Genomic DNA, 21,808 nt, shown 5'->3' on the forward strand with positions numbered 1-21,808 from the left:
TCATTCCGGCCGGCTGATCGTGCCGAACAGCGCGGGAGCCCCGCGGCTGGCCGCTTGCGGTCGCTGGTTGCGGGAGAGCCGCAGATGAATGCGAAGCAGATCGGCAGCCACCTCATACTGCAGGCTTTCAAGATGGTCGAGTATGACAAGGTGTTCGCGCAGCGATTGCCGCAATCGGAAGACGTTGACGCCGGTATAGATGCCCGGCAGCCGGCGCAGCCTGAGGTGATCGGCGAGCGCGTCGGCGATGAAGCGGTTGGCGCTGCCCTCGGCGAGCATGCCGTGAAAATCGATGTCCAGCCGCTGGAACTCGCGTGTGTCGAAGGCGGCGTCCGGCAGCGTCACCAGCGCTTCCATAGCCTGGCGCAACGTCGCCGCCCGCGCGCCGTCCAGCCTGAAGCCGGGCGTCAGGATGGCCGCGGGCTCGAGCAGCAAGCGGAACTCGTAGCTGTCGCCTTGCGCTTCCGGATCGTCGGGCGTGCGCCGAAACAGCCAGGACTGGCCAGGCGCACGATCCAGCAGATTCTCTTCGGTCAGTTTGTTCAACGCTTTAAATACCGTCTTGCGCTCGGCACTGTAGCGCCGCATCAATCCCGCGACGGTCACCGTCTGGTCCAGTCGCCGCGCCGAGCGGTCGCGCAGGATCGCCTCGGCCAACTCGTCCTCCTCGGCAGCGGGCAATTCCGTGGCGACCGAAGCCTGCGCGGTGAGGTCGATGGCCAGATGATAACCGGTGTCAGCCTCCCAGCGCACGACGCCCCGTTCCGCGAGCAGGCCGAGTGCCGCCCGCACCGGCGTGCGCGAGACATTGCACAGCGACGCGATCTGCTGCTCGGGCAAGCGTGCGCCGGGCTCGAAGCCGCGCTGGCGCGCCACATCCAGGATGCGCTGCGCCAGATCAAGATGGTTGGTGCGGGGTCGTCTGGCTGCGGCTTGCATGGCTGGTCCAGCGGAAAACGGATGACCGCATTGCTTTGACCGATCGCCCGAACGGACGCAATCGGCCAGTTTCCTCGGTCGTTTGACAAATTATGGATTGACGTACTTTTTTCTGCAATAGTACTGTCAACACAATCGGCGAGAAAAAGACCGAGGGAACAGGATCGAGGCAGCGGCAAGGTCGCAAGCGTTGGTCCGGCGAATGAAATTCGACGATCAACCGAATGGGAGTCTGTCATGACCGCTACCAGCCTGCGGCGCCGTGCGCTGAAAACATCTTCGATCGCACTTGGCCTGGCCTTGGCGCTGTCCGCGCCGGCGACGGCTGCCGACCTCGTCATTTCCAACTGGGACGGCTACATGGCACCCGACGCCATGGCCGCCTTCAAGACCGCAACCGGCGTTTCGGGCGAAGTGGTGGTGCATGCCACCAATGAAGAGATCATGGGCAAGCTGATCGCCGCCGGCGGCAAGGGCTATGACGTGGTCTTTGTCTCCTCACCCTTCGCCGAGGTGCTGAACAAGCTCGGCCTGACCGAGCCGATCGACCACGCCAAGATCCCCAACCTCGCCAACCTCTATCCGGAAGCAGCCAAGCTGCCGCACGATGTCGGCAATACCTTCTCGGTGCCCTACACCTGGGGCACCACCGGCCTCTGCTATCGCTCGGATCTGATGAAGGTCGCGCCGGCCAGCTGGAGCGACCTGCTCGCGCCCTCCGACGAATTGAAGGGCAAGACCACCATGCTGGCGACCGACCGCTGGCTGCTGGCCGCCGGCCAGCTCGACAAGGGCTATTCGGTCAACGAAACCGACCCGGCCAAGATGGCCGAGGTCAAGGATCTGCTGATCTCGGCCAAGAAGACCCTGCTCGCCTATGACGACACCACCTTCTATTCCAAGCTGGTGTCCGGCGAGGCACTGATGGTGCAGGCCTGGGACGGCTGGTGCAATTACGGCATCGCCGAAAAGCCGGAGATCAAATACGTCATTCCCAAGGAAGGTTCGGACCTCTGGGTCGACACGATGGTGGTGATGAAGGCCTCCGCCAACAAGGACGCCGCCTTCCAGTTCATCAACTTCATGCTCGACGCCAAGAACCACGCCTGGGCGGCGCAGAACATCGACTACAAGGTGCCGAACAAGCCGGCCATGGAAAGCCTGCCGGCCGATTTTCTGGCAAAATTCCCCAACATGGCGATGCCGGTGGCCGATCTCGTCAAATTCGAGCAGTTGCGTGACGTCGGCGACGCCCAGCGCGACTATTCGAAGATCGTCAGCGAGATCAAGGCTGCGCAGTAAGCGGCGGCACATCAGAGACCACGGCCAACGGCGGGTTTCCGCCGTCGGCCGCTGAATGCGGTACCCAATCGTGTCCTCAACCAGACTTCGTTCCTCCTTGCTGATGGCCCCGGCGCTGGCCTGGCTCGCGGCCTTGATGGTGGTGCCGTGCGCGCTGGTACTGGCGCTCGCCTTCTTCCGGCGTGGCATCTATGGCGGCATCGAATACACCTTCACGCTGGAGAATTTCGGCCTGGTCTTCGACCCGCTCTATGCCGGCATCTTCCTCAATTCGGCGCGCATCGCCGGCACCGCGACCCTGATCGCGGTGGTGATCGGCTATGCTGCCGCCTACGCGATATCGGCGGCACCGCGCCGGTGGCAGCCAGTGTTCCTGTTCTTTGCCGTGCTGCCGTTCTGGTCCAACTATCTGATCCGCACCTATGCCTGGATCGTGCTGCTCAACCGCGAAGGCCTGATTACCCAGCTGCTGCGCTGGTTCGGCTACACCGGCGAGCCGCCGTCGATGCTCTACACCGAAGGCGCCGTCATCGCCGGCCTGGTCTATAACTACCTGCCCTTCGTCATTCTCGCCTGCTACGCGCCGCTGTCGCGACTCAACCCGGAACTCGCCGAGGCCTCGCGTGATCTCGGCGCTTCGGCAGCCACCACGTTCCGTCGTGTCATCCTGCCGCTGACCGTACCGGGCATCGCCGCCGGCGCGGTCTTCGTCTTCGTGCTGTCGATCGGTAATTTCGTCACGCCCGCGCTGCTCGGCGGCGGCCGCTTCCAGATGATCGGCAACCTCGTCTACGACCAGTTCCTGACCGCCAACGACTGGCCTTTCGGGGCGGCACTGGCGATGGCGCTGATTGCCATCATGCTTCTGGTACTGATGGCGCAAGCGCTGGCCGCCAATCGCGCCTCGGGTCACGTCACGCAAGCCGGCGGAGACACCGATGGCTGAGCGCTCCCCTGCCACGCGGCGCACGCTCTGGCTCGTGCTTAGCCTGGTCTTCGCTTTCCTCTACATCCCGATCGCCGTGCTGGTGGCGCTGTCCTTCAACGAAGGCGGGTTGCCGACGGCATGGTCGGGATTCTCCCTGAAATGGTATGTCTCGCTGGCCTCGAACAGCGCCATCCTCTCCGCGGCCCTCAACACGCTGATCGTGGCGCTGGTCTCGACCGCGATCGCCACTCTGCTCGGCACGCTGCTGGCGATCGGCATCGAGATGCGCCGGCAATACGGCAAGGCCCTCGAAGCGCTGATTTTCGCACCGATGATCATTCCCGACATCGTGCTGGCGATCGCGCTGCTCTCGTTCTTCTCCATGCTCAACCTGACAATGGGCCTGCACACCATCATCCTCGCCCATGTCGTCTTCAACCTCGCCTTCGTCTGCTCGGTGGTGCGCGCGCGGCTGAAGAGTTTCGACTGGTCGATCGTCGAGGCCTCCGCCGATCTCGGCGCCTCCGCGCTCACCACCTTCCGGCGGGTGACATTGCCGGTCATCGCGCCGGCGGTGATTGCAGGGGCGCTGCTCGCCTTCACGCTCTCGGTCGACGAGTTCATCATCGCCTTCTTCACCGCTGGCGCCGGCCGCGCCTCGACGACGCTGCCGATGCAGATCTACGCCATGATCCGCTTCGGCATCACGCCGGAGATCAACGCGCTGGCGACCATCGTCATGGCGGTCTCGATCACCGCGCTGACCCTGTCGCAGCGGCTCAACCGTGGGATCATCGGCCAATGAGCGAACCCCGCACGCTGCTGGCCATCGATCATGTGTCGAAGAATTTCGGCACGGTGACGGCTGTCGACGGCATCTCGCTCGACATCCGCGAGAACGAGTTCTTCGCTTTGCTCGGCCCGTCCGGCTGCGGCAAGACCACGCTCTTGCGCATGCTGGCCGGTTTCGAGACGCCCAATGACGGGCGCATCCTGCTCGACGGACGTGACATCGCCAAAACCCCGCCCAACAAGCGGCCGGTCAATCTCATGTTCCAGTCCTACGCGCTGTTTCCGCATATGAGCGTTCGCGCCAATGTCTCCTACGGCCTGGAGATGGAACGTTTGCCGGCGGCCGAAATCCGCTCCCGCGTCGATGCCATCCTGGCGACGACCGAACTCGCCCCCTTCGCCGACCGCAAGCCGGAGCAATTGTCGGGCGGCCAGAAGCAGCGCGTCGCGCTTGCCCGCGCGCTGGTCAAGCGGCCTCGCCTGCTGCTGCTCGACGAGCCGCTCGGCGCGCTCGACAAGAAACTGCGCGGCGCCATGCAGCTGGAATTGAAGCGCCTGCAGCACGAGGTCGGCATCACCTTCGTCATCGTCACCCATGACCAGGAGGAATCGCTCGTCATGGCCGACCGCATGGCGGTGCTGAAAGACGGCAGATTGCTGCAATGCGACACGCCGCACGCGATCTACGAACACCCCGCCGATCGCTTCGTCGCCGACTTCATCGGCGTGATGAATTTCGTGCCGGGCCAAGCCGCCGCCGATGGCGTTGTGGCCACGAATGGCGCACGCATATCAGGCAAGGTTCCGGCGACGCTCTCGCCCGGCACATCCGCTGTCGCTTCGGTGCGCCCTGAGCGCATCCGGCTATTCCCATCGGCGGAAACCGCCAACCGCATCACCGGCACGGTCGAGGCGCTGGCCTATCAGGGGCTTGACCTGCAGCTGCATGTCCGCACGCCCCTGTCGCCAAAGCCGTTCCTGGTGCGCGTCACCGCAGATGCCGCCGACCGCCGGCCGGTCTCGTCGGGCGACCAGGTCGAACTCGGCTGGGATGCCGCCGATGTCAGAATTTTCGCAGAATGACAGGAGAAGCCTGATGGCGCAGAAGACGATCGCGTTTTTTCCAGAAGCCGCCTACGGCCCGGCGCTCAATTCCGTCGGCATCGCCCAGGCAGTCGAAGCGCGCGGCCACAAGGCGGTGTTCCTGTCCGACCCAGGCTTCGTCGATGTCTACAAGGGCTACGGCTTCGAGGCGCATCCGGTGAACCTGTCGGAGCCGATGCCGCCCGAGCAGATGGCGAAATTCTGGGAGGATTTCATCAACGGCCATATCCCGAACTTCCGCAAATCGCCCTACGACCAGGTCGACAACTACGTCAAGGATTGCTGGACGGCGATCGTCGACAGCGCCAAATGGGCGCAGAAAGATCTGCCGCGCGTTCTCTCAGCCATCAAGCCGGATGTGATCTGCGTCGACAACGTCATCCTGTTCCCGGCCATCAAGCAGTACGGCAAGCCGTGGGTGCGCGTCATCTCGTGTTCGGAAAACGAGATCGAGGACGAGGACATCCCGCCCCATCTCTCCGGCTGCGGCGAGAACGACCATGCCGGCCACCAGCGCTACCGCGACCACTTCAATGCGGTGATCAAGCCGATCCATGACGACTTCAACGGCTTTCTCACCGCCAACGGCGAGGCGCCCTATCCGATCGGCCAGTTCTTCGAAGCCTCGCCCTATTTGAACCTGCTGCTCTACCCCGAAGCGGCAAAATTCAAGCGCCGCCATCCGCTCGACCCGGCAAAATTCCAGTACCTCGAAGGCTGCGTGCGGCACGAAAAGCCGTACACGGTGCCGACCTTCTCCAGGAACAATGACGGGCCGCTGCTCTACGTCTCCTTCGGCAGCCTGGGCGCCGGCGATGTCGATCTGCTGAAGCGCATCATCGCGACATTGGGCAAGACGCGCTACAGGGCTCTGGTCAATGTCGGCGGCTACAAGGACCAGTACACGGACGTGCCCGGTAACGTCATTGTCGACAGCTGGTTTCCGCAGCCCTCGGTCATCCCGCAGGTCGATGCCGTCATCCACCATGGCGGCAACAACTCGTTCACCGAGTGCCTCTATTTCGGCAAACCGGCCATCATCATGCCCTATGTCTGGGACGGCCACGACAACGCCACCCGCGTCGAGGAAACCGGCCACGGCTTCGGCATGCCGCGCTACGACTGGACCGATGCCGAGCTGGTTGCCAGGATCGAGACCTGCCTGACCGACCCGGCGATGAAAGCCAAGCTGGCGAAGACATCGGCGCAGATGCACGCGCAGAATGGCCCGGAGAAGGCGGCAGGATTGCTGGAGACGCTGCTGTGATTGAGATGCGGAGCCCAGGCGCCCCCCTCTGGCCTGCCGGCAATCTCCCCCTCAAGGGGGGAGATTGGATTTCGCGGCGGCTTTCGCCAATTTTCAACGCTGAAGAAGAGACACAGAAGCCAAAGTTGCCAATCTCCCCCCTTGAGGGGGAGATGTCCGGCAGGACAGAGGGGGGCCTCGTAGAGCGAAAACGGGGCGGGATTGAGCGCCCAAATGATGGAGCACGCTCATGACCTCCTCCGCCCCACACCTCCACCAGGCCACCACCCGAACCGACCTCGTCGACTGGGGCGTCCAACCTGACGCCCTGGACGGCGCTTCGCGCTCCACCGGCAGGCTCGTGCACAAAGGGCCAAACAACCAGCCGGAATCCGGCATTTGGGTCTGCACGCCAGGCCGCTGGCGCCTCAGTATCCCGCGCGACGAATTGTGCCATTTCGTCGCCGGCCGCGCGACCTACCGGTCGGATTTCGGTGAGATGATAGAAGTCTCCACCGGCACCGTGGTCATGTTCCCTGCCGGCTGGAGAGGCGAATGCACCGTGCATGAGACGATGCGCAACGTCTACATGCTGGCGTGACCACGGAGCTTGATGACATGTCGACACCGCACTGGCCGAAGGCTTCGGCCGTGGAATTGGAAGACTGGGGCGCGGGCAGCAACACGCTCGCCGGTTCGCCGCGCGCTTCGGGCAAGGTCCTGGCGCAGAACCCGGACGGATCGAGCGAATGCGGCCTGTGGGCGTGCACGCCGGGCACGCGCAAGGTCACCTTTGGCGCCGACGAATTCTGCCACTTCCTGTCGGGACGCGGCAGCTATGTCCATGACGACGGCGAGGAGATCGCGGTCGAGGCCGGCACGCTGGTATTCTTCCCCGCCGGCTGGACCGGCATATCCATCATCACGCAAACGCTGACCAAGGCCTTCATGTGCCGCTGAGCACCCATTTCCAAGGAATCGATATGACAACCCCCATCATGAAATCCCCGCTTACCATTACCGACCTCGTCGACTGGGGCGTCATCCCGACCATGATCGAGGGCCAATCCCATACCTCGGGCAAGCTGCTGTACAAGGGGCCGGAAGGCCGCTCCGAATGCGGGCTTTGGGTCTGCACTCCGGGCAAATGGCACTGCCATGTCACCCGCGACGAGTTCTGCCATTTCCTCGAAGGGCGCTGCACCTATGTGCATGAATCCGGCGAGGTCATCGAGATCGAGCCGGATACGGCAGCGTTCTTCCCGCAGGACTGGAAGGGCGTCTGCACCGTCCATGAGACAATCAAGAAGGTCTACATGATCCGCTGAGCCTTCTCGATAATTCTGCCCTGCCGGACACCTGACGCGGCTTTCTGCGCTTCCGGTGCTCACGGACTAAATGTCCGCTGCGCTCCGGTTCTCGAAAGCCACGCCATCTGCCTCGGCAGGACGAATTCTCAAAAAGGCTCCATAAATGGAGAAGGACAAAATGGATTTCTCTCCTGACCGGCCAACCTTCTTCGTCAATCCGGACTACCCGTCGATGGCCGGCGCGGCAAAACCGGTGATCGATCCGGCGACGCTGGAAACCGTCGGCGCCATTGCCGCCGCCAGCGACGGCGAGATCGACGCTGTGCTCACGGCGGCAACCAGGGCGCAGGCCGCCTGGAAGAAGCTCGACGCCAAGAGCCGGGCCAAGCAACTGCATGCCGTCGCCAACGCCATCGAGGCGGCGGACTTCACGCGTTGCGCCGAGCTGATGGTGCGCGAGATGGGCAAACCCTACCCCGAAGCGATCGGCGAGATCGCCAATTGCGCGCCGATCTTCCGCTACTATGCCGAGATGGCGCGCGACGATGCCGGCAAGATCGCCGGCACGACGCAGGCCGGTTCGTTCCAGTATGCGCGCTACGAACCTTACGGCGTCTCCGTACACATCATGCCCTACAATTTCCCGATCCTGCTGATGTGCTGGACGGTCGCCGCATCGCTCGCCGCCGGCAATGCCTGCATCATCAAGCCGGCCGAGGCGACGACGCTGTCGACGCTGGACTACATGACCGTGTTCCGCTCGCTGCCAGAGGGGCTGGTCTCCTGCCTGCCCGGCGGAGCGGCCACAGCGCAGGCGCTGATCGCCTCCGACCGCACCCATGCGGTTGCCTTCACCGGCTCGGTCGCCGCCGGCAAGGCGGTGGCGGTGGCCTGCGCCGAACGCATGAAGCCGTGCGTCATCGAGGCCGGCGGCAGCGACCCGCTGATCATCAGCGAGCATGCCCCGCTCGAGATCGCGGCGGCCGGCAGCGTCACCGCCGCCTTCCACCTCACCGGCCAGGTCTGCACTTCGGCCGAGCGCTTCTTCGTCGTCGATTCCGTGCACGACCGCTTCGTCGCGCTGTTCGCCGAAAGGACGCGGGCGCTGCGCATCGGCAACGGCATGGACAAGACCGAGATCGGCCCGCTGGTCAGCGAAAGCGCGCGGACCAAAGTGATGCGCCTTGTGGATGACGCCATTGCCCATGGCGCCAAGGCGGTGACCGGCGGGCGCATCCCGCCTGCGTACAATGTCGGCTGGTTCTACGAACCGACCATCCTGACCGGCGTCACCCCTGATATGGCGATCGTGCGCGAAGAGTGTTTTGGACCCGTCGCCGCCATCTGCCGGGTCAGGGATTTCGACGAGGCGATCCGGCTTGCCAATGACAGCCCGTTCGGGCTCGGCGCTTCGGTGTTCACATCGGATCTGGCCGAAGCCCACGAGGCGGCTGAACGGCTCGAAGCCGGCATGGTCTGGGTCAACAACCCGCTGATCGACAATGATGCCCTGCCGTTCGGCGGCTGGAAGGCCTCCGGCCTCGGCCGCGAACTCGGACGCCAGGGCCTCGACGCTTTCCGCCGCTCCAAAATGGTGATCATCGACCACAAGCCTGCGATCCAGGACTGGTGGTACCCCTACCCCGACAGCTGGTTTCGTGAGACCGGCGGCCGCAAGCACGTCTGAGTGTTTCGAGCCTGGCTATCCCTGGATAGCCAGCCCGACCATGAGCGGGAAAAGGCAATGCCGCCGAGTGAAACCCGGCGGCATCTTCTTTGACTGACCACTACCGTTTCGGCAGCGGTTCGTTACGGCGTCGTTTCCGTCTGCATCGCGGCAGCCGTCTGGTCGATCTTGCCGGCAAGGACGTCTTGAGCCCAGGACGTGACCGCGGCGTCGACGGGCTTGTTGGCCATATCCGCCAATGCCGCGTCGAGCGATGCATCATCGGTGCCGACCGCGGCCGCAGCAGCAGCAGCGTTGTCGGCAGCGACCTCGGCCTGCAGAGCAGCTATCTTCCCAGGCAGGGCCGCCTGATCTTCGGGCGACATCGCGGCAATCTGATCGGGTGTCAGGGACGTCAGCGCATCCAGCTTAGCCTGTGCTGCGTCGGCGGCGGCCTGAGCGACCTTGGCTTTGGCGGACTGCGTCACGAATGCCTGAAGGGCGGCGAATTTCTTGCTCTTCGAGTTCATATAGGCATTGATGTTGCGCTTCAGCGAGCTCACCCGGCCAAGCTTGGCGTGGATGTTCTTGCCTTTGGGCACGGACGAGACCTTGGTGGTCTTGTCGACCGTGGTGTCGTCCGCTTTGGCCACCTGGCCGGGGGCCGACGACGACTTGCCGTGCGAAGCGCCGCTCTTGCCATTGCCGGCGCCGTTGCCATTGCTACCGCCGTTGCCGTGCCCGTTGCCTCCGGCATTGCCACCGCCACCGCCGTGCCCATTGCCGGCGAGCGCCGGAGATGCCAGGAGCGCCAATGCGGCAAGCGCCGCCAGCAGAGTTTTCCGGTTTGTCATGGTAATCTCCTCGGGAATCGTCGCCCTGGCCCGACCGCTAAGCGACCGTCCTATGAGGAATTGCTAATAGTGCAGAGTAAACTTTAGACAAATGCTGTCTCAATACGCGATCTGGCACCCGGCCAGAAACTTAACCGACTGATATCAAACACAAATTCACGCTCTTGGACGGCCATGGCACTGAAGTCCCATGCCGGCAGGACTATAGTCCTGCCGGCAAGCAGCGGCATGGGTGAAAGTCTTTGCGTGGTATATCGGACAAGCTTTGAAAACAGGGGAGTTGATAGCGAAAGCAAAAGGCTCAGCCGATACTTTCACCGCCGTCGATTACCAGCGCCTGGCCGGTCATGAAGGATGAACGGTCGGAGACAAGGAACAGGATCGCTTCGGCGATCTCATCGGCGCTGGCCCAGCGGCCCATCGGGATCTTGGTGCGGACATAGGTTTCGATCGCCCCGCGTCCGCCCATCTGGGCAATGAACGGTTCGTTGAACGGCGTGTCGACCCAGCCCGGACAGAGCGCGTTGATGCGGACATTGTGACGGGCATAGTCGAGCGACATCTGCCGTGTCATCGCCACCACCGCATGTTTGGAGGTTGCGTAGGCGATCATCTCGCGGTCGTAGAACACGCCCGAATTGGAGGCGGTGTTGAGGATGACGCCGCCGCCTCGTGCGATCATCGATGGCATGACGATCCTGGCCGCCAGGAACTGCGCCCGCACATTGACCCGCCACGAGGCATCCATGCCGCCGACCTCCACTTCGGTCAGCGTGCCGCCGACCTGGATGCCGGCGTGATTGTGCAGGATGTCGATGCGCCCATGCCTGTCGAGCGTGCCGGCAATGAGCTGTTCGACCGCCGCATCATCAGCGACATCGGTCGTGATCGCCTCGGCTTGGCCACCGACCGCGCGGATGTCCGAAGCCGTTGCTTCGCCGGCAGCCTGATCCCTGTCGGCGATGACGACCACCGCGCCTTCCCTGCCCATGATCATGGCGCCGGCGCGCCCGATGCCGGAGCCGGCGCCTGTCACCACGGCGATGCGGTCTTTGAGGATCATGATGCGGCTTTCAGTTCGACGGCTTGCGCTGGCGCAACTGCCATTGGGCAAGCACCACGAGCAGCACGGAAGCGACGAGCACGATCGTCGCGATGGCGTTGATCTCCGGCGTCACGCCGCGCCGGATCGACGCGAAGACATAGATCGGCAGCGTCGTCTGCGCGCCGGCGACGAAGAAGGCGATGATGAAATCGTCGAAGGAGAAGGTGAAGGCGAGCAGGAAGCCGGCAACGACCGCCGGCATGATCTGCGGCAGCACGATCGAGCGGAACGTCGTCAACGGCGTCGCGTAGAGATCGCTCGACGCCTCGACCAGATTGCGGTCGAGGCTGCCGAGCCGCGTGCCGACGATCATCGTCACCAGCGCCATCGAGAACAGCCCGTGCGCCGCGATGATCGAACCGTAGCCGAGCGCCAGCCGCGGCGGCTGATCGTCGGGCCAGATCGAGGCGAGGAACGGATTGACGACGGTGAACAATTGGACGAGCGCGACCAGAGTCGAAATGCCGATCACGACGCCCGGAACGACGATCGCGGCGCCCAGAAGTGCGTCGAAGACCGCGCGGGTCCGCACGCCGACGCGCGCCAGGCCGAGTGCCGCCGCGGTGCCGCACAGCGCCGCCAGCAAGGCGCTGGTGGTGGCGATGAACAGGCTGTTCTTCAACGCTTCGACCAGGAACGGGTTCGCCAGTGCCTTGCCGTACCATTGCACCGAAAAGCCGGTGAACTCGCTGGCATGGTGGCCGGCGTTGAAGGAAAACAGCACCACCAGCGCGATCGGCAGATAGAGGAAAGCGAACACCGCAATGACGAAAGCCCGCATCAGATCAGATCCACCCGGCGCGCGCCCGAAACCCGGGTCGAGATGCGGTTGGCGGCAATCAGCACCACCACCGAGACCAGCACCAGCGTGATCGCGATGGCCGATCCGAACGGCCAGTTGCGCGATTGCAGGAACAGGTCGACCAGCGCATTGCCGATGAAGAACACCTTGCCGCCGCCAAGCAGCGTCGGGATCAGATATTCGCCGAGCAGCAGGATCATGACCAGCGAGAAGCCGGTCATGACGCCCGGCAACGACAGTTTCAGGGTCACGCCCAGGAAAGTCGATAATGGCGTGGCGCCGAGATCGGCGGAGGCTTCCAGCAGCCTGCGGTCAAGCCGTTCGAGGCTGACATAGATCGGCAGGATCATCAGCGGCAGGTAGCCATAGACTATGCCGAGCAGCACCGCGCCCGGCGTGTTGATCAGCCTGACATCCTCGATGCCGACAAAGGCGAGCAGCGCCGGAATGCCGCGTCCGCCCAGAATGTACATCCAGGCATAGGTCCGCATCAGCAGGCTGGTCCAGAACGGAATGACGACCAGCGCCAGCAGGATCAGCCGCCAGCGCTGCGGCGCGCGCAAGGCGAGATAGTAGGCAACGGGATAAGCGACGAGCAGGCAGGCGAGCGCTCCCACCGGCGCCAGCACCATGGTGTTCCAGAAGGCGGTCGCCCGCGCCGGAAGATTGGCATATTGCGCCAGCGTAAAGGCGGCCTGATAGCCGCCTTCCGGTGCGCGTTCGCCGACGCTGAACACGGCGATGGCGATGAACGGCAGCACCAGGAACACCACCAGCCACGCGGTCGCCGGACCGAGCAGCATGGCGGTCAGAAAATTCCTACGAAGACGGCTGCCGTGCATGGAAAGATTGCCCCGGTGCCGGCGGGCATAAACCCGCCGGTCAAATTATCTGAGTCGAATTTGAGGCCGCCTGGCTCAGGCCGACTTGAAGCGCGCCATCAGTTCGGCACGGCCGGGGTCGGTCAACGTTGCCGCCGCGCCGAATTCCAGCGGCGTCAACAGGTCGGCTGCCGGATAGAGGATCGGGTTGTCGAGCACCTCCTTGGGCAGCAGCTTGTTGACGCGCGCATCGGTCGACGGCGCACCATTGGCCAAATGCTCCTTCACCGCCACCTGCGGATTCATCAGGTAGTTGAGCAGCGCGTAACCGGCGGGCTTGTTCGGCGCGTCTTTCGGAATGGCATAGAAATCGGTCCAGATCTCGCCGCCTTCCTTGCCCAGCACATAGGCGATCTCGGGAATGTCGCGATGCAGCTGCGCGCCGTCATTCGTCCAGCACATGGTCATCCACGCGTCGCCGGCGCGCATCCCCGGCTGGTAGTCGGAGGAGACCGCGAACAGATGCGGCTTGACCTTCAGCAGCAGTTCCTCCGCCTTGGCCAGTTCGTCCTGCTTGAGCGAATTGAACGAGTAGCCGTAATATTTCAGTGCATTGCCGATCGTGGTCAGCTGGTAGTCATGCACCATGGTGCGGCTGTCGCCTTCGGCCATGGCGGTGTCCCAGAACTCCTTCCAGCTCGTCATCGGCTTGGTCAGCTTCTTGGTGTTGACGGCAAAGCCGGTGGTGCCCCAGTTCTTCGGCACGGCGTAGATCGTCCCATCGATCGTGCCCTCCGAGGTGAAGCGCGGATCCTCTTGCGAGCCGTCGAAATTCGGCAGCTTCGCCATCTCCAGCGGCTCGATGATGCCGAGCTTCTTGTAGGTCGAGATCGTGTAATTGGTCGGCACGAACAGGCTCCAGCCCGAGGCCCCGGCCTGCAGCTTGGCCAGCATCTCCTCATTGGAGCCGAACACGTTGACCTCGACGGCGACGCCGGTGTCCTTCTTGAAGTTCTCGAAGGTCGCCGGGTCATGATAGTTCGGCCAGGTGGCGATCGACATGCGATCGCCAAGGCCTTCCGCGGCAAAGGCCGGTGTCGGCATGATGCCGATCTCGCGCGCCATCACCGCCGTGGCAATGCCAAGGCCAGTGAGGCCGAGGAAGTCGCGGCGGCCGATCGAGCCGCGCTTCAAACGCATCAGCTGGTCGACGAAATTCTCGGGGCTTATCGGCAGTCCGTCACGATATGATTTCGACATGTTTATCTACCCTCTGGTTGGCCCCGTTGTTCTTGGTCTCCGCAAACGCCAGCGGCGTTCCGGAGGCAAAGCCGATGGCGACGGGTTCACCCGGCTTGAAGAGATTGCCGTGACCGATCAGGTGATCGGCTTTGGCCAGCAGCGTTCCGATGCCCTTGACCTCGATCGCGTATTCCGCCGTCGAGCCCAGGAATATCCGGTTGCGGACGATGCCCTTGAATGGGCCGCTTGCCTGGGCGCCGAGACTGAGCGATTCAGGACGCAGGCTGACCGAAACGACCTCGCCCTGCTGCAGGGCGGTCCGTTTGCGCGCTGCAATGACGGTGCCGTCGGCAAGCGCCACCTCCACCAGATCGCCCGAATGCCCGGCGACAGTACCGCTCAAGAGATTGGTCTTGCCGACGAAATCGGCAACAAACAGGTCGGCCGGTTCGTCATAGATCTCGCTCGGCTGCCCGAGCTGGACGATGCGACCGCCATTCATGACGCAGACGAAATCGCTCATCGACAGCGCTTCCTCCTGGTCGTGCGTGACCAGCACGAAGGTGATGCCGATCTCGCGCTGCAGGTTCTGCAGCTCGATCTGCATGTCGGTGCGCAGCTTCTTGTCGAGCGCCGCCAGCGGCTCATCGAGCAAGAGCACCGCCGGCTTGTTGACCAGGGCGCGGGCAAGCGCCACACGCTGCTGCTGGCCGCCCGACAGTTCGTGGATCTTGCGGCGGCCATAGCCGGCGAGCCGCACCATTTCGAGCGCCTCGCCCGCCCTCGAGGCGATCTCGCGCGAAGACAGCCTTGGCCGCGCCTGGCGCAGCCCGTAGGCGACATTGTCCTCGACATCGAGATGCGGAAACAGCGCGTATTGCTGGAACACCATGTTGACCGGCCGCCGGTAGGGCGGCGTGCCGGCCATGTCCTGGCCGCGAATGAACACCTGGCCTTCGCTCGGCTGTTCGAAGCCGCCGATCATGCGCAGGCAGGTGGTCTTGCCGCAGCCGGAGGGACCGAGCAGCGCGACAAAGGCGGAGGGCGGGACAGCGAGATCGATGCCGCTGACCGCGGTCACCGCGCCATAGCGCTTGGTGACGCCGCGAAACTCGATGTCGGGCACTGCGGTCAAGGCTGATGGCTCCAGCGACAGGGCGATGCGATTTCAAGACGCTATCAGAGCCAATGCCGGCTAGTATATACCTCGCGGGTGGTATATCTGATCTATTTTCTCGTTTAAGGGGGTATGGATTGTCCCGCAGCGACGAATACAGCCGGCTCGCCACGCTCGTCGCGACGACGCGGGAGACCAGCGGCGATCTCTTTGGCCAGGCGCTGGTCGAGTGGCTGCGGCAGCACGTTAGATTCGACCACTGCGTGATCTTCGGCTATCGCGGCGCCTCGCGCCCGCCGCTGCTGTTCGAGACCTTCTCGCCCACCGAGAGCCATGTGTTCGTCGCGCTCTATCAGGAAGGGCCGTATCTGCTCGATCCGTTCCATCACGCTGCGGTCGAGCGCAAGGAAGGGTTCTGGCGCATGCGCGAGCTGGCGCCGGACCGTTTCTATGCCAGCGAGTATTTCCGCTCCTATTACAGCCAGACCAGGCTGGCCGAGGAGGTCGGCTTCTTCGTGCCGCTGCCGGGCAAGGATGCGCTGGTGTTGTCGCTGATGCGGCTGCGCGCTTCAGGCCCTTTCGGCACCGCCGATGCCAGATTGCTGCGCGACATGGCTCCCGCGGTGATCAGCTTCATCAGGTTGCGCTGGCCTGCTCTTCCGGCCGACGAAACGGCGGAAGCGAAGCAGGACGAGACGGCCGCTATGGTCAACGAATTCGACCGCGCCCATATCTGGCAGAGCCTGTCGCTGACGCCGCGCGAAAAGCATGTCGTCGACCTGGTGTTGCAGGGGCATTCGACGGAGTCGATCGCCCGCGCCATGCGCATCGTGCCGGGAACCGTGAAGGTCCATCGCCGCAACATCTACCGCAAGCTCAAGATCAAGTCGCAGGCCGGCCTGTTCGCGCGCTTCGTCGAGATCATCGATGCACGGATCCGGTAGGCTCTCTAACCGCCGGCTTCCCACGACCCGGTCTCGGCCATCCGCTTCAGCAACGGCGCCGGCTTGAACACATCCTTGCCCGTCCGTTGATGCCAGTATTCGAGCCGCTCGATGATCCTGGCCGGACCTTCAAGGCCAACCCAGAACATCGGTCCGCCCTTGCCGATGGGAAAGCCGTAGCCATTGACCCAGACGACATCGATGTCGGACGCACGGGCCGCTATGCCTTCCTCCAGGATCTTGGCGCCCTCGTTGATCAGGGGGTAAAGCGTGCGCTCTACGATTTCCTCCGCACTGATCGCACGCGGTGCGAGACCCTTCTCGGCGGCCTTGTCGCGGATCAGCGCTTCAACCTCGGGATCCGGCACTGGCGTGCGCGCGCCAGCCTCATAGAGATAAAAACCCCGACCGGTCTTCTGGCCGAAGCGTCCTTGTTCGCACAGCGTGTCGGCGATCACGGCTTTCTGGCCGCGTGCCTTGCGGTTGCGCCAGCCAATATCGAGACCGGCGAGATCGCCCATTTGGAACGGCCCCATCGGCCAGCCGAAATCGGTGAACACCTGGTCGATCTGGCTGGGCGTTGCGCCTTCCAGAAGAAGCGCTTCCGATTCCGAGCCCCGCGCGGCAAGCATGCGGTTGCCGACGAAGCCGTGGCAGACGCCGACCACGACGGCCACCTTGCCGATCCGCCTCGCCAGGTCGACTGATGTCGCCAGCGCATCGGGCGCGGTCTTCTCGGCGCGCACGATCTCCAAGAGCTTCATGACATTGGCCGGCGAAAAGAAATGCAGGCCGAGCACATCCTGCGGCCGCGAGGTCGAGGCAGCGATTTCGTTGATGTCGAGATAGGAGGTGTTGGTGGCCAGGATCGCGCCGGGCTTCGCCACGGCTTCGAGCTTGCCGAACACTTCCTTCTTGACCGCCATGTCCTCGAACACCGCCTCGACGATCAGGTCGCAATCGGCGAGATCGGCATAGTCGGTGGAGCCCTTGAACTGGGCGAGCCGCTCCCGCTTGGCGTCGTCGCTGAGCGAACCGCGCGTGACGGAAACCGAGTAGTTCCTGTCGATGGTCGCCAAGCCGCGCTGCAATGCCTCACGGCTGGTTTCCAGCAAGGTCACGGGATATCCGCCATTGGCGAAGGCCATGGCAATGCCGCCGCCCATCGTACCGGCACCGATGACGCCGACGCGGGCGATCCTGCGCTTGACGACGTCTTTTCCTGGAAGCTTTGCCGCCTCACGTTCGGCGAAGAACAGATGGCGCTGCGCCCGCGATTGGTCGCTGGCGACCAGCTTGACGAACAGCGCACGCTCTGCCGCCAGTGCCGCATCGAACGGCAGCGTGACGGCATTGCGCACCGACTGCGCACAAGCGATCGGCGCCTCGAGGCCGCGCGCTTTCCTGGCAAGATCCGCAGCCCCGGCGTCGAACGCCGCGAGATCAGTCTGCTTGAGACCATCATTGCGATCGCGCACCGGCGTGAAGGGACCACCCTTGCGGGCGATTTCCCCAGCGAAGTTCACGGCATGCGTGGTCAGAACGCCTTCGAAGACGGCATCGACGAGACCGGCGGCGTGCGCCTCGGTCGCGCCGATCGGCGCACCTGAGACGATCATCTTCAACGCCTTCACCGCGCCGACAAGGCGCGGCAGCCGTACCGTGCCACCGCCACCCGGCAGCAGGCCGAGTTTGACTTCCGGCAGGCCGAGCTTGGCGCCGGCATCGGCAACACGGAAATGGCAGCCCAGCGCCAGCTCCAGCCCGCCGCCGAGCGCGGTGCCGTGGATGGCTGCGACCGTCGGCTTGGCGATGGTTTCCAGCGTCGCCACGATGGCGCGCAGTTCGGGCTGCTGCATCGGCTTGCCGAACTCGGTGATGTCGGCGCCGGCGACAAAGGTCCGGCCGGCGCATGCAATGACGATGGCGGCAACCGACGCATCGTCGCGCAATTCGACCAGCGCCTGCATCAGCGGTTCGCGGACATGGAAGCTCAGCGCGTTGACCGGCGGATTGTCGATGGTGACGACGGCAACGTCGCCGTCGCGGCTGACCTTCACAAAATCGGACACGCAAACCTCCCAGCATTATTCAGCGGCCGCGGCCACGCGAACGGGATTTACAGCGCCATAACGTCGAAGGGAACCGGATGTCGGCCTGGCACAATGATTACAGGCCTTGAAGGTGTCTGGGACGACGAAGGCGGAGGCTACCGCAGCGCCTTCTGCCCGCCCGCCGCCGTGATCACCCCGACGATGATCAGCCCCGTCAGCAGCAACCGCACCCCGGCGCTCACCCCAAACGTGTTGAGCATGGTCAAAAGCAGCACCAGGAACAAAGCCGCGCCCCAGACGCCGGGGACATTGGCCTTGCCGCCGGCGACCGACGTGCCGCCAATGACGACGACGGCGATCGAGGCCAGCAGATATTCGTTGCCGATGTCGACATTGGCGCCGCGGAAATAGCCGGCGAGCAGCGCGCCGTCGATGCCGCCGAGCGCGCCCGACAGCGTGTAGGTGAGGAAGCGGATGCGGCCGACATTGACGCCGGCCAGCCACGCCGCGCGAATGTTCTGGCCGATCGCCAGCACCGAGCGGCCATAGATCATACGCTGCAGCGCGATGGCCGCGCCGACGGTGAACAATACCGTGAGGATCGCCAGCACCGGAATGCCCAGCACCTGCCAGTTGGCAAAATCGGCGAAGCCCGGCGGCGGCTTGATCTGCAGCCCGCGGCCATAGCTGATGTCGATCGACTGGATGATGAAGCTGGCCGATAGCGTGGCGATGATCGGCGGGATGCGCAGCGCCCAGATCAGCAGGTAGTTGGCGGCGCCGATCGCCGCCCCGCAGGCAAGTGCCGCCAAAAGCCCAACCGCGATCATGGAATCGTTGCCGTCCATCACCTTCATCGCGACGGCGCTGGCAAGGCCGATATTGGCCGGCAGCGACAGGTCGACATTGCCTGGTCCCAGCGTGATGACGAACATCTGGCCGACGCCGACAATGACGGTGAATACCGCCAGGGAAAGGGCTGCCGTCACCATGCCACCCCCGCCATAGCCGCCGGTGAAGGCGATCGTCGCCAGCCACACCAGCAGCGCGCCGAGGAACGACCAGATCCAGGGTTTGGTAAGCAGCGGTCTCACCGATGTCATCGCTCACCTCTCCTTGCGGCTGATCAGCACGCGCGCCGCCAGCACGATGATCAGGATGGCGCCGTTGGCGGCCACCTGCCAGTCGGGCGGGATGTGCATGAAGGTGAGCAGCGGCGAGGCGGCCAGCGCCAGCGTCAGCGCGCCGATCACCGCACCGATCGGCGACACCCGGCCGCCGACGAATTCGCCGCCGCCGAGGATGACGCCGGCGATCGCCAGCAGCGTGTAGCCATTGCCGATATTGGCATCAGCCGAGGTGGTGATGCCGATCAGCGCCATACCGGACAGCACGCCGAACAGGCCGGCGAGCGCAAACAGCACGATCTTGGTTCGGAGCAGCGACCAGCCGGCGCGACCGAGCGCCGCCGGATTGCCGCCCGAGCCGCGCAGGATCACGCCGTAGGAGGTGCGCATCAGGCCGAAATGGACGATGAGGCCGATCAGCAGCGCCGCAATGATCGGGAACGGCACAAAAGGCGGCTTGAACGCCATCAGCCCGAGCAGCCAGTCCGGCGCCTTGCCGCCCGGTTTGGGCAGGACGAGAATCGCGAGCCCCTGCCAGACGAAGCTCATGCCGAGCGTCACCACGATGGACGGCAGGTTGCGCAGATGGATCAGTGCGCCGAGCAGCGCATAGACGCCGATCGATCCGAGCAGGATGGCGGCGCCGATGAGCGGCGCGTCCTTCAGCCAGGTCGCGGTGACACAGCCGACGAAGCCGACGAAAGTGCCGATCGACAGGTCGAGCTCGTTTCCGGCAATGACGAACATCTGCGCGATCGTCGCCAGCGCGATCGGGATCGCCAGGTTGAGCATCAGGCTGAAGCCGAAATAGCTGATGGCGCGCGGGTTGAGCCAGGCGATGGCGAGCAGCACCAGCGCCAGCGACAGCGCCGGCAGCAGTCCTCGCAGCAGGCGGGCGCGGGCCAGCGCGCCACGCTCGGCGGAAGTCCTGGCAGCGGTGTCGAGGCTGGCGGCCGTCATCTCAGGCCGCATCGCCGAAGGAGGACTGGATGATCTTCTCTTCGGTCAACTCGTCGCGACGCAGATTGGCGACGATGCGGCCGTTCTTGAAGACATAGATGTGGTCGCAATTGTCGAGCTCTTCGGTTTCCGTGGTGTACCAGAGGAAGGTACGGCCGCGGGCAGCCTCCTCGCGCACGAGGTCGTAGACCTCCAGCTTGGTGCCGATGTCGACGCCGCGCATCGGGTCGTCCATCAGCACGATCTGTGCATCCGAGCCGAGCGCACGCGCAAACAGCGCCTTCTGCTGGTTGCCGCCCGATAGCGAGAAAATGTTGTTGTTCATATCAGGCGTACGGATGCCGATCTTCTTCTGCCAAAATGCGGCAAGCTCGGCCTCACGCTGCGGCGAGATCAGCAGCCCGCTGCGCAGCCGCGCCAGCGAGCGGATGCCGATGTTCTCAGCAATCGACCATTGCGGAAAGATGCCATCCGACTGGCGGTCGCCGGCGACCAGCGCCACCGGCGCTGTCACCTCGATGCCGGCCCGGGCGCGCGATGCCCCGCTAAAGATCGCCAGCAGCAGGTCTGTCTGGCCATGTCCGGCCAGCCCGGCAAGGCCGATGATCTCCCCGGCGCAGGCGACGAGGTCGGTGCCGTCCTTCTGCGCGGCGGGCCGCGCCCGGACCCTCAGCGGACTGGCGGCGGGCTTGGCGGCAGCGATTTGCGCCGCGATCTTCTGGCGCGCTTCCGCGCCGCCCATCGCCGTCACCAGCCGGTTACGGTCGAAGGCGCTGGCGGCGTCGGCGACAACCACCTTGCCGTCGCGCATCACCACGATGCGGTCGGCGTTGCGCAGCACCTCGCCCAGCACATGCGAGATCAGGATGCAGCTTTTGCCGCCGGCGACGAAGCGGCGCACGAAGGCCAGCAACTGGCCCGCCGTATGCGCGTCGAGCGACGATGTCGGCTCGTCGAGGATGACGAGGTCGAGACGATCCTGCGTGACGGTGAAGGCGCGCGCCACTTCGACCATCTGGCGACGGCCGATCGACAGGTCGCCGACAATGTCCGACGCCGAGATGCTGTGGCCCGGAAAGATCTCGTCGAGCTTGGCGGCGATCAGCTCGGCCGCCTTGCGCCGCCAGCCGAAGCCACGCAGCGAAGCGTGGTTGATGCGTGTGTTCTCGGCGACATTGAGATTGGGGCACAGCGACAGCTCCTGGAAGACGCAGCGTATGCCGAGCTGCTGCGCGCGCGACACCGAGTAGTTGTCCTCGATGTCGCCATGCACGCCGATCTGCCCGCTGTCGGGCACCAGCGTGCCCGCCACCATGTGCATCAGCGTCGATTTGCCGGCGCCATTGTGGCCGACGAGCCCGACGCATTCGCCGGGTCCGACGTGAAAATCCACGCCACCCAGCGCGCGAACGGCGCCGAAATGCTTTTCGGCGCCGTTCAGTCTGATGATGTCAGCGTTACCCCTGGGCATGCTCAACGATACTCGCTTGGCGAT

General features: G+C 64.3%; 21 protein-coding genes. 10 read left to right on the forward strand and 11 right to left on the reverse strand.

Annotated features, from left to right (window positions below; all coding sequences use genetic code 11):
• Entirely contained in the window at positions 1-939 is a 939-nt protein-coding gene (locus P3C39_RS09730) for a GntR family transcriptional regulator (protein ID WP_275953462.1), read from the reverse strand.
• A gap of 237 nt (positions 940-1,176) precedes the next feature.
• Between P3C39_RS09730 and P3C39_RS09735 the strand changes: the two genes are divergently transcribed.
• The 9 genes from P3C39_RS09735 (at position 1,177) to P3C39_RS09775 (ending at position 9,308) form a co-directional block, all read left to right on the forward strand.
• Positions 1,177-2,241: a spermidine/putrescine ABC transporter substrate-binding protein gene (locus P3C39_RS09735; RefSeq protein WP_275953461.1), complete on the forward strand. Its 1,065-nt coding sequence runs from the start codon at positions 1,177-1,179 to the stop codon at positions 2,239-2,241.
• 103 nt (positions 2,242-2,344) lie between these two features.
• On the forward strand, positions 2,345-3,187 hold the full coding sequence (locus P3C39_RS09740) for an ABC transporter permease (protein ID WP_027163033.1): 843 nt from the start codon (positions 2,345-2,347) through the stop codon (positions 3,185-3,187).
• Complete coding sequence (locus P3C39_RS09745; RefSeq protein WP_063169496.1) at positions 3,180-3,974, forward strand: ABC transporter permease; 795 nt, start codon at positions 3,180-3,182, stop codon at positions 3,972-3,974. The genes P3C39_RS09740 and P3C39_RS09745 overlap by 8 nt, the downstream gene beginning before the upstream one ends.
• On the forward strand, positions 3,971-5,044 hold the full coding sequence (locus P3C39_RS09750; RefSeq protein WP_275953460.1) for an ABC transporter ATP-binding protein: 1,074 nt from the start codon (positions 3,971-3,973) through the stop codon (positions 5,042-5,044). Before P3C39_RS09745 ends, P3C39_RS09750 begins: the two co-directional genes overlap by 4 nt.
• A 13-nt stretch (positions 5,045-5,057) precedes the next feature.
• Positions 5,058-6,332: a glycosyltransferase gene (locus P3C39_RS09755; RefSeq protein ID WP_275953459.1), complete on the forward strand. Its 1,275-nt coding sequence runs from the start codon at positions 5,058-5,060 to the stop codon at positions 6,330-6,332.
• A 229-nt stretch (positions 6,333-6,561) separates the two neighbouring features.
• Complete coding sequence (locus P3C39_RS09760) at positions 6,562-6,912, forward strand: cupin domain-containing protein (protein WP_275953458.1); 351 nt, start codon at positions 6,562-6,564, stop codon at positions 6,910-6,912.
• 17 nt (positions 6,913-6,929) lie between these two features.
• Positions 6,930-7,271 carry a cupin domain-containing protein gene (locus tag P3C39_RS09765; RefSeq protein WP_063173822.1) on the forward strand — a complete coding sequence of 114 codons (342 nt, stop codon included), beginning with the start codon at positions 6,930-6,932 and terminating at the stop codon, positions 7,269-7,271.
• Between the two features lie 23 nt (positions 7,272-7,294).
• Positions 7,295-7,639, forward strand: a complete 345-nt coding sequence (locus P3C39_RS09770) for a cupin domain-containing protein (protein WP_013528939.1) — start codon at positions 7,295-7,297, stop codon at positions 7,637-7,639.
• A gap of 160 nt (positions 7,640-7,799) precedes the next feature.
• Entirely contained in the window at positions 7,800-9,308 is a 1,509-nt protein-coding gene (locus tag P3C39_RS09775) for an aldehyde dehydrogenase family protein (protein WP_275953457.1), read from the forward strand.
• Between the two features lie 122 nt (positions 9,309-9,430).
• Here P3C39_RS09775 and P3C39_RS09780 read toward each other — a convergent pair whose 3' ends face one another.
• From P3C39_RS09780 to P3C39_RS09805, 6 genes are all read right to left on the reverse strand, one after another.
• The gene (locus tag P3C39_RS09780) at positions 9,431-10,141 is read right to left on the reverse strand and encodes a hypothetical protein (RefSeq protein ID WP_275953456.1); all 711 of its coding nucleotides are present in this window, start codon (positions 10,139-10,141) and stop codon (positions 9,431-9,433) included.
• Between the two features lie 301 nt (positions 10,142-10,442).
• The gene (locus tag P3C39_RS09785; protein ID WP_275953455.1) at positions 10,443-11,204 is read right to left on the reverse strand and encodes a glucose 1-dehydrogenase; all 762 of its coding nucleotides are present in this window, start codon (positions 11,202-11,204) and stop codon (positions 10,443-10,445) included.
• Between the two features lie 10 nt (positions 11,205-11,214).
• Positions 11,215-12,027, reverse strand: a complete 813-nt coding sequence (locus P3C39_RS09790) for an ABC transporter permease (protein WP_024504751.1) — start codon at positions 12,025-12,027, stop codon at positions 11,215-11,217.
• Positions 12,027-12,890, reverse strand: a complete 864-nt coding sequence (locus tag P3C39_RS09795) for an ABC transporter permease (protein WP_013528934.1) — start codon at positions 12,888-12,890, stop codon at positions 12,027-12,029. The genes P3C39_RS09790 and P3C39_RS09795 overlap by 1 nt, the downstream gene beginning before the upstream one ends.
• 75 nt (positions 12,891-12,965) lie before the next feature.
• Positions 12,966-14,129: a spermidine/putrescine ABC transporter substrate-binding protein gene (locus P3C39_RS09800; RefSeq protein ID WP_063173327.1), complete on the reverse strand. Its 1,164-nt coding sequence runs from the start codon at positions 14,127-14,129 to the stop codon at positions 12,966-12,968.
• A complete protein-coding gene (locus P3C39_RS09805; protein WP_013528932.1) occupies positions 14,110-15,246 on the reverse strand; it encodes an ABC transporter ATP-binding protein in 1,137 nt (378 codons plus the stop codon). The genes P3C39_RS09800 and P3C39_RS09805 overlap by 20 nt, the downstream gene beginning before the upstream one ends.
• A gap of 119 nt (positions 15,247-15,365) precedes the next feature.
• On the opposite strand from P3C39_RS09805, the gene P3C39_RS09810 reads away from it, so the two are divergent.
• Entirely contained in the window at positions 15,366-16,172 is an 807-nt protein-coding gene (locus P3C39_RS09810; RefSeq protein ID WP_024504754.1) for a LuxR C-terminal-related transcriptional regulator, read from the forward strand.
• A gap of 5 nt (positions 16,173-16,177) precedes the next feature.
• Here the strand turns inward: P3C39_RS09810 and P3C39_RS09815 are convergent, their stop codons facing one another.
• The 4 genes from P3C39_RS09815 to P3C39_RS09830 all read right to left on the reverse strand — a co-directional run bounded on the left by P3C39_RS09815 (position 16,178) and on the right by P3C39_RS09830 (position 21,784).
• The gene (locus tag P3C39_RS09815; RefSeq protein WP_275953454.1) at positions 16,178-18,244 is read right to left on the reverse strand and encodes a 3-hydroxyacyl-CoA dehydrogenase NAD-binding domain-containing protein; all 2,067 of its coding nucleotides are present in this window, start codon (positions 18,242-18,244) and stop codon (positions 16,178-16,180) included.
• Positions 18,245-18,381: 137 nt separating this feature from the next.
• Positions 18,382-19,329, reverse strand: a complete 948-nt coding sequence (locus tag P3C39_RS09820) for an ABC transporter permease (protein ID WP_275953453.1) — start codon at positions 19,327-19,329, stop codon at positions 18,382-18,384.
• A gap of 3 nt (positions 19,330-19,332) precedes the next feature.
• A complete protein-coding gene (locus P3C39_RS09825) occupies positions 19,333-20,313 on the reverse strand; it encodes an ABC transporter permease (RefSeq protein WP_024504757.1) in 981 nt (326 codons plus the stop codon).
• Between the two features lies 1 nt (position 20,314).
• Positions 20,315-21,784: a sugar ABC transporter ATP-binding protein gene (locus tag P3C39_RS09830; RefSeq protein ID WP_275953452.1), complete on the reverse strand. Its 1,470-nt coding sequence runs from the start codon at positions 21,782-21,784 to the stop codon at positions 20,315-20,317.
• Positions 21,785-21,808: the final 24 nt, after the last annotated feature.

This window comes from Mesorhizobium sp. XAP4 (assembly GCF_029269325.1).
Taxonomy (GTDB): domain Bacteria; phylum Pseudomonadota; class Alphaproteobacteria; order Rhizobiales; family Rhizobiaceae; genus Mesorhizobium; species Mesorhizobium ciceri.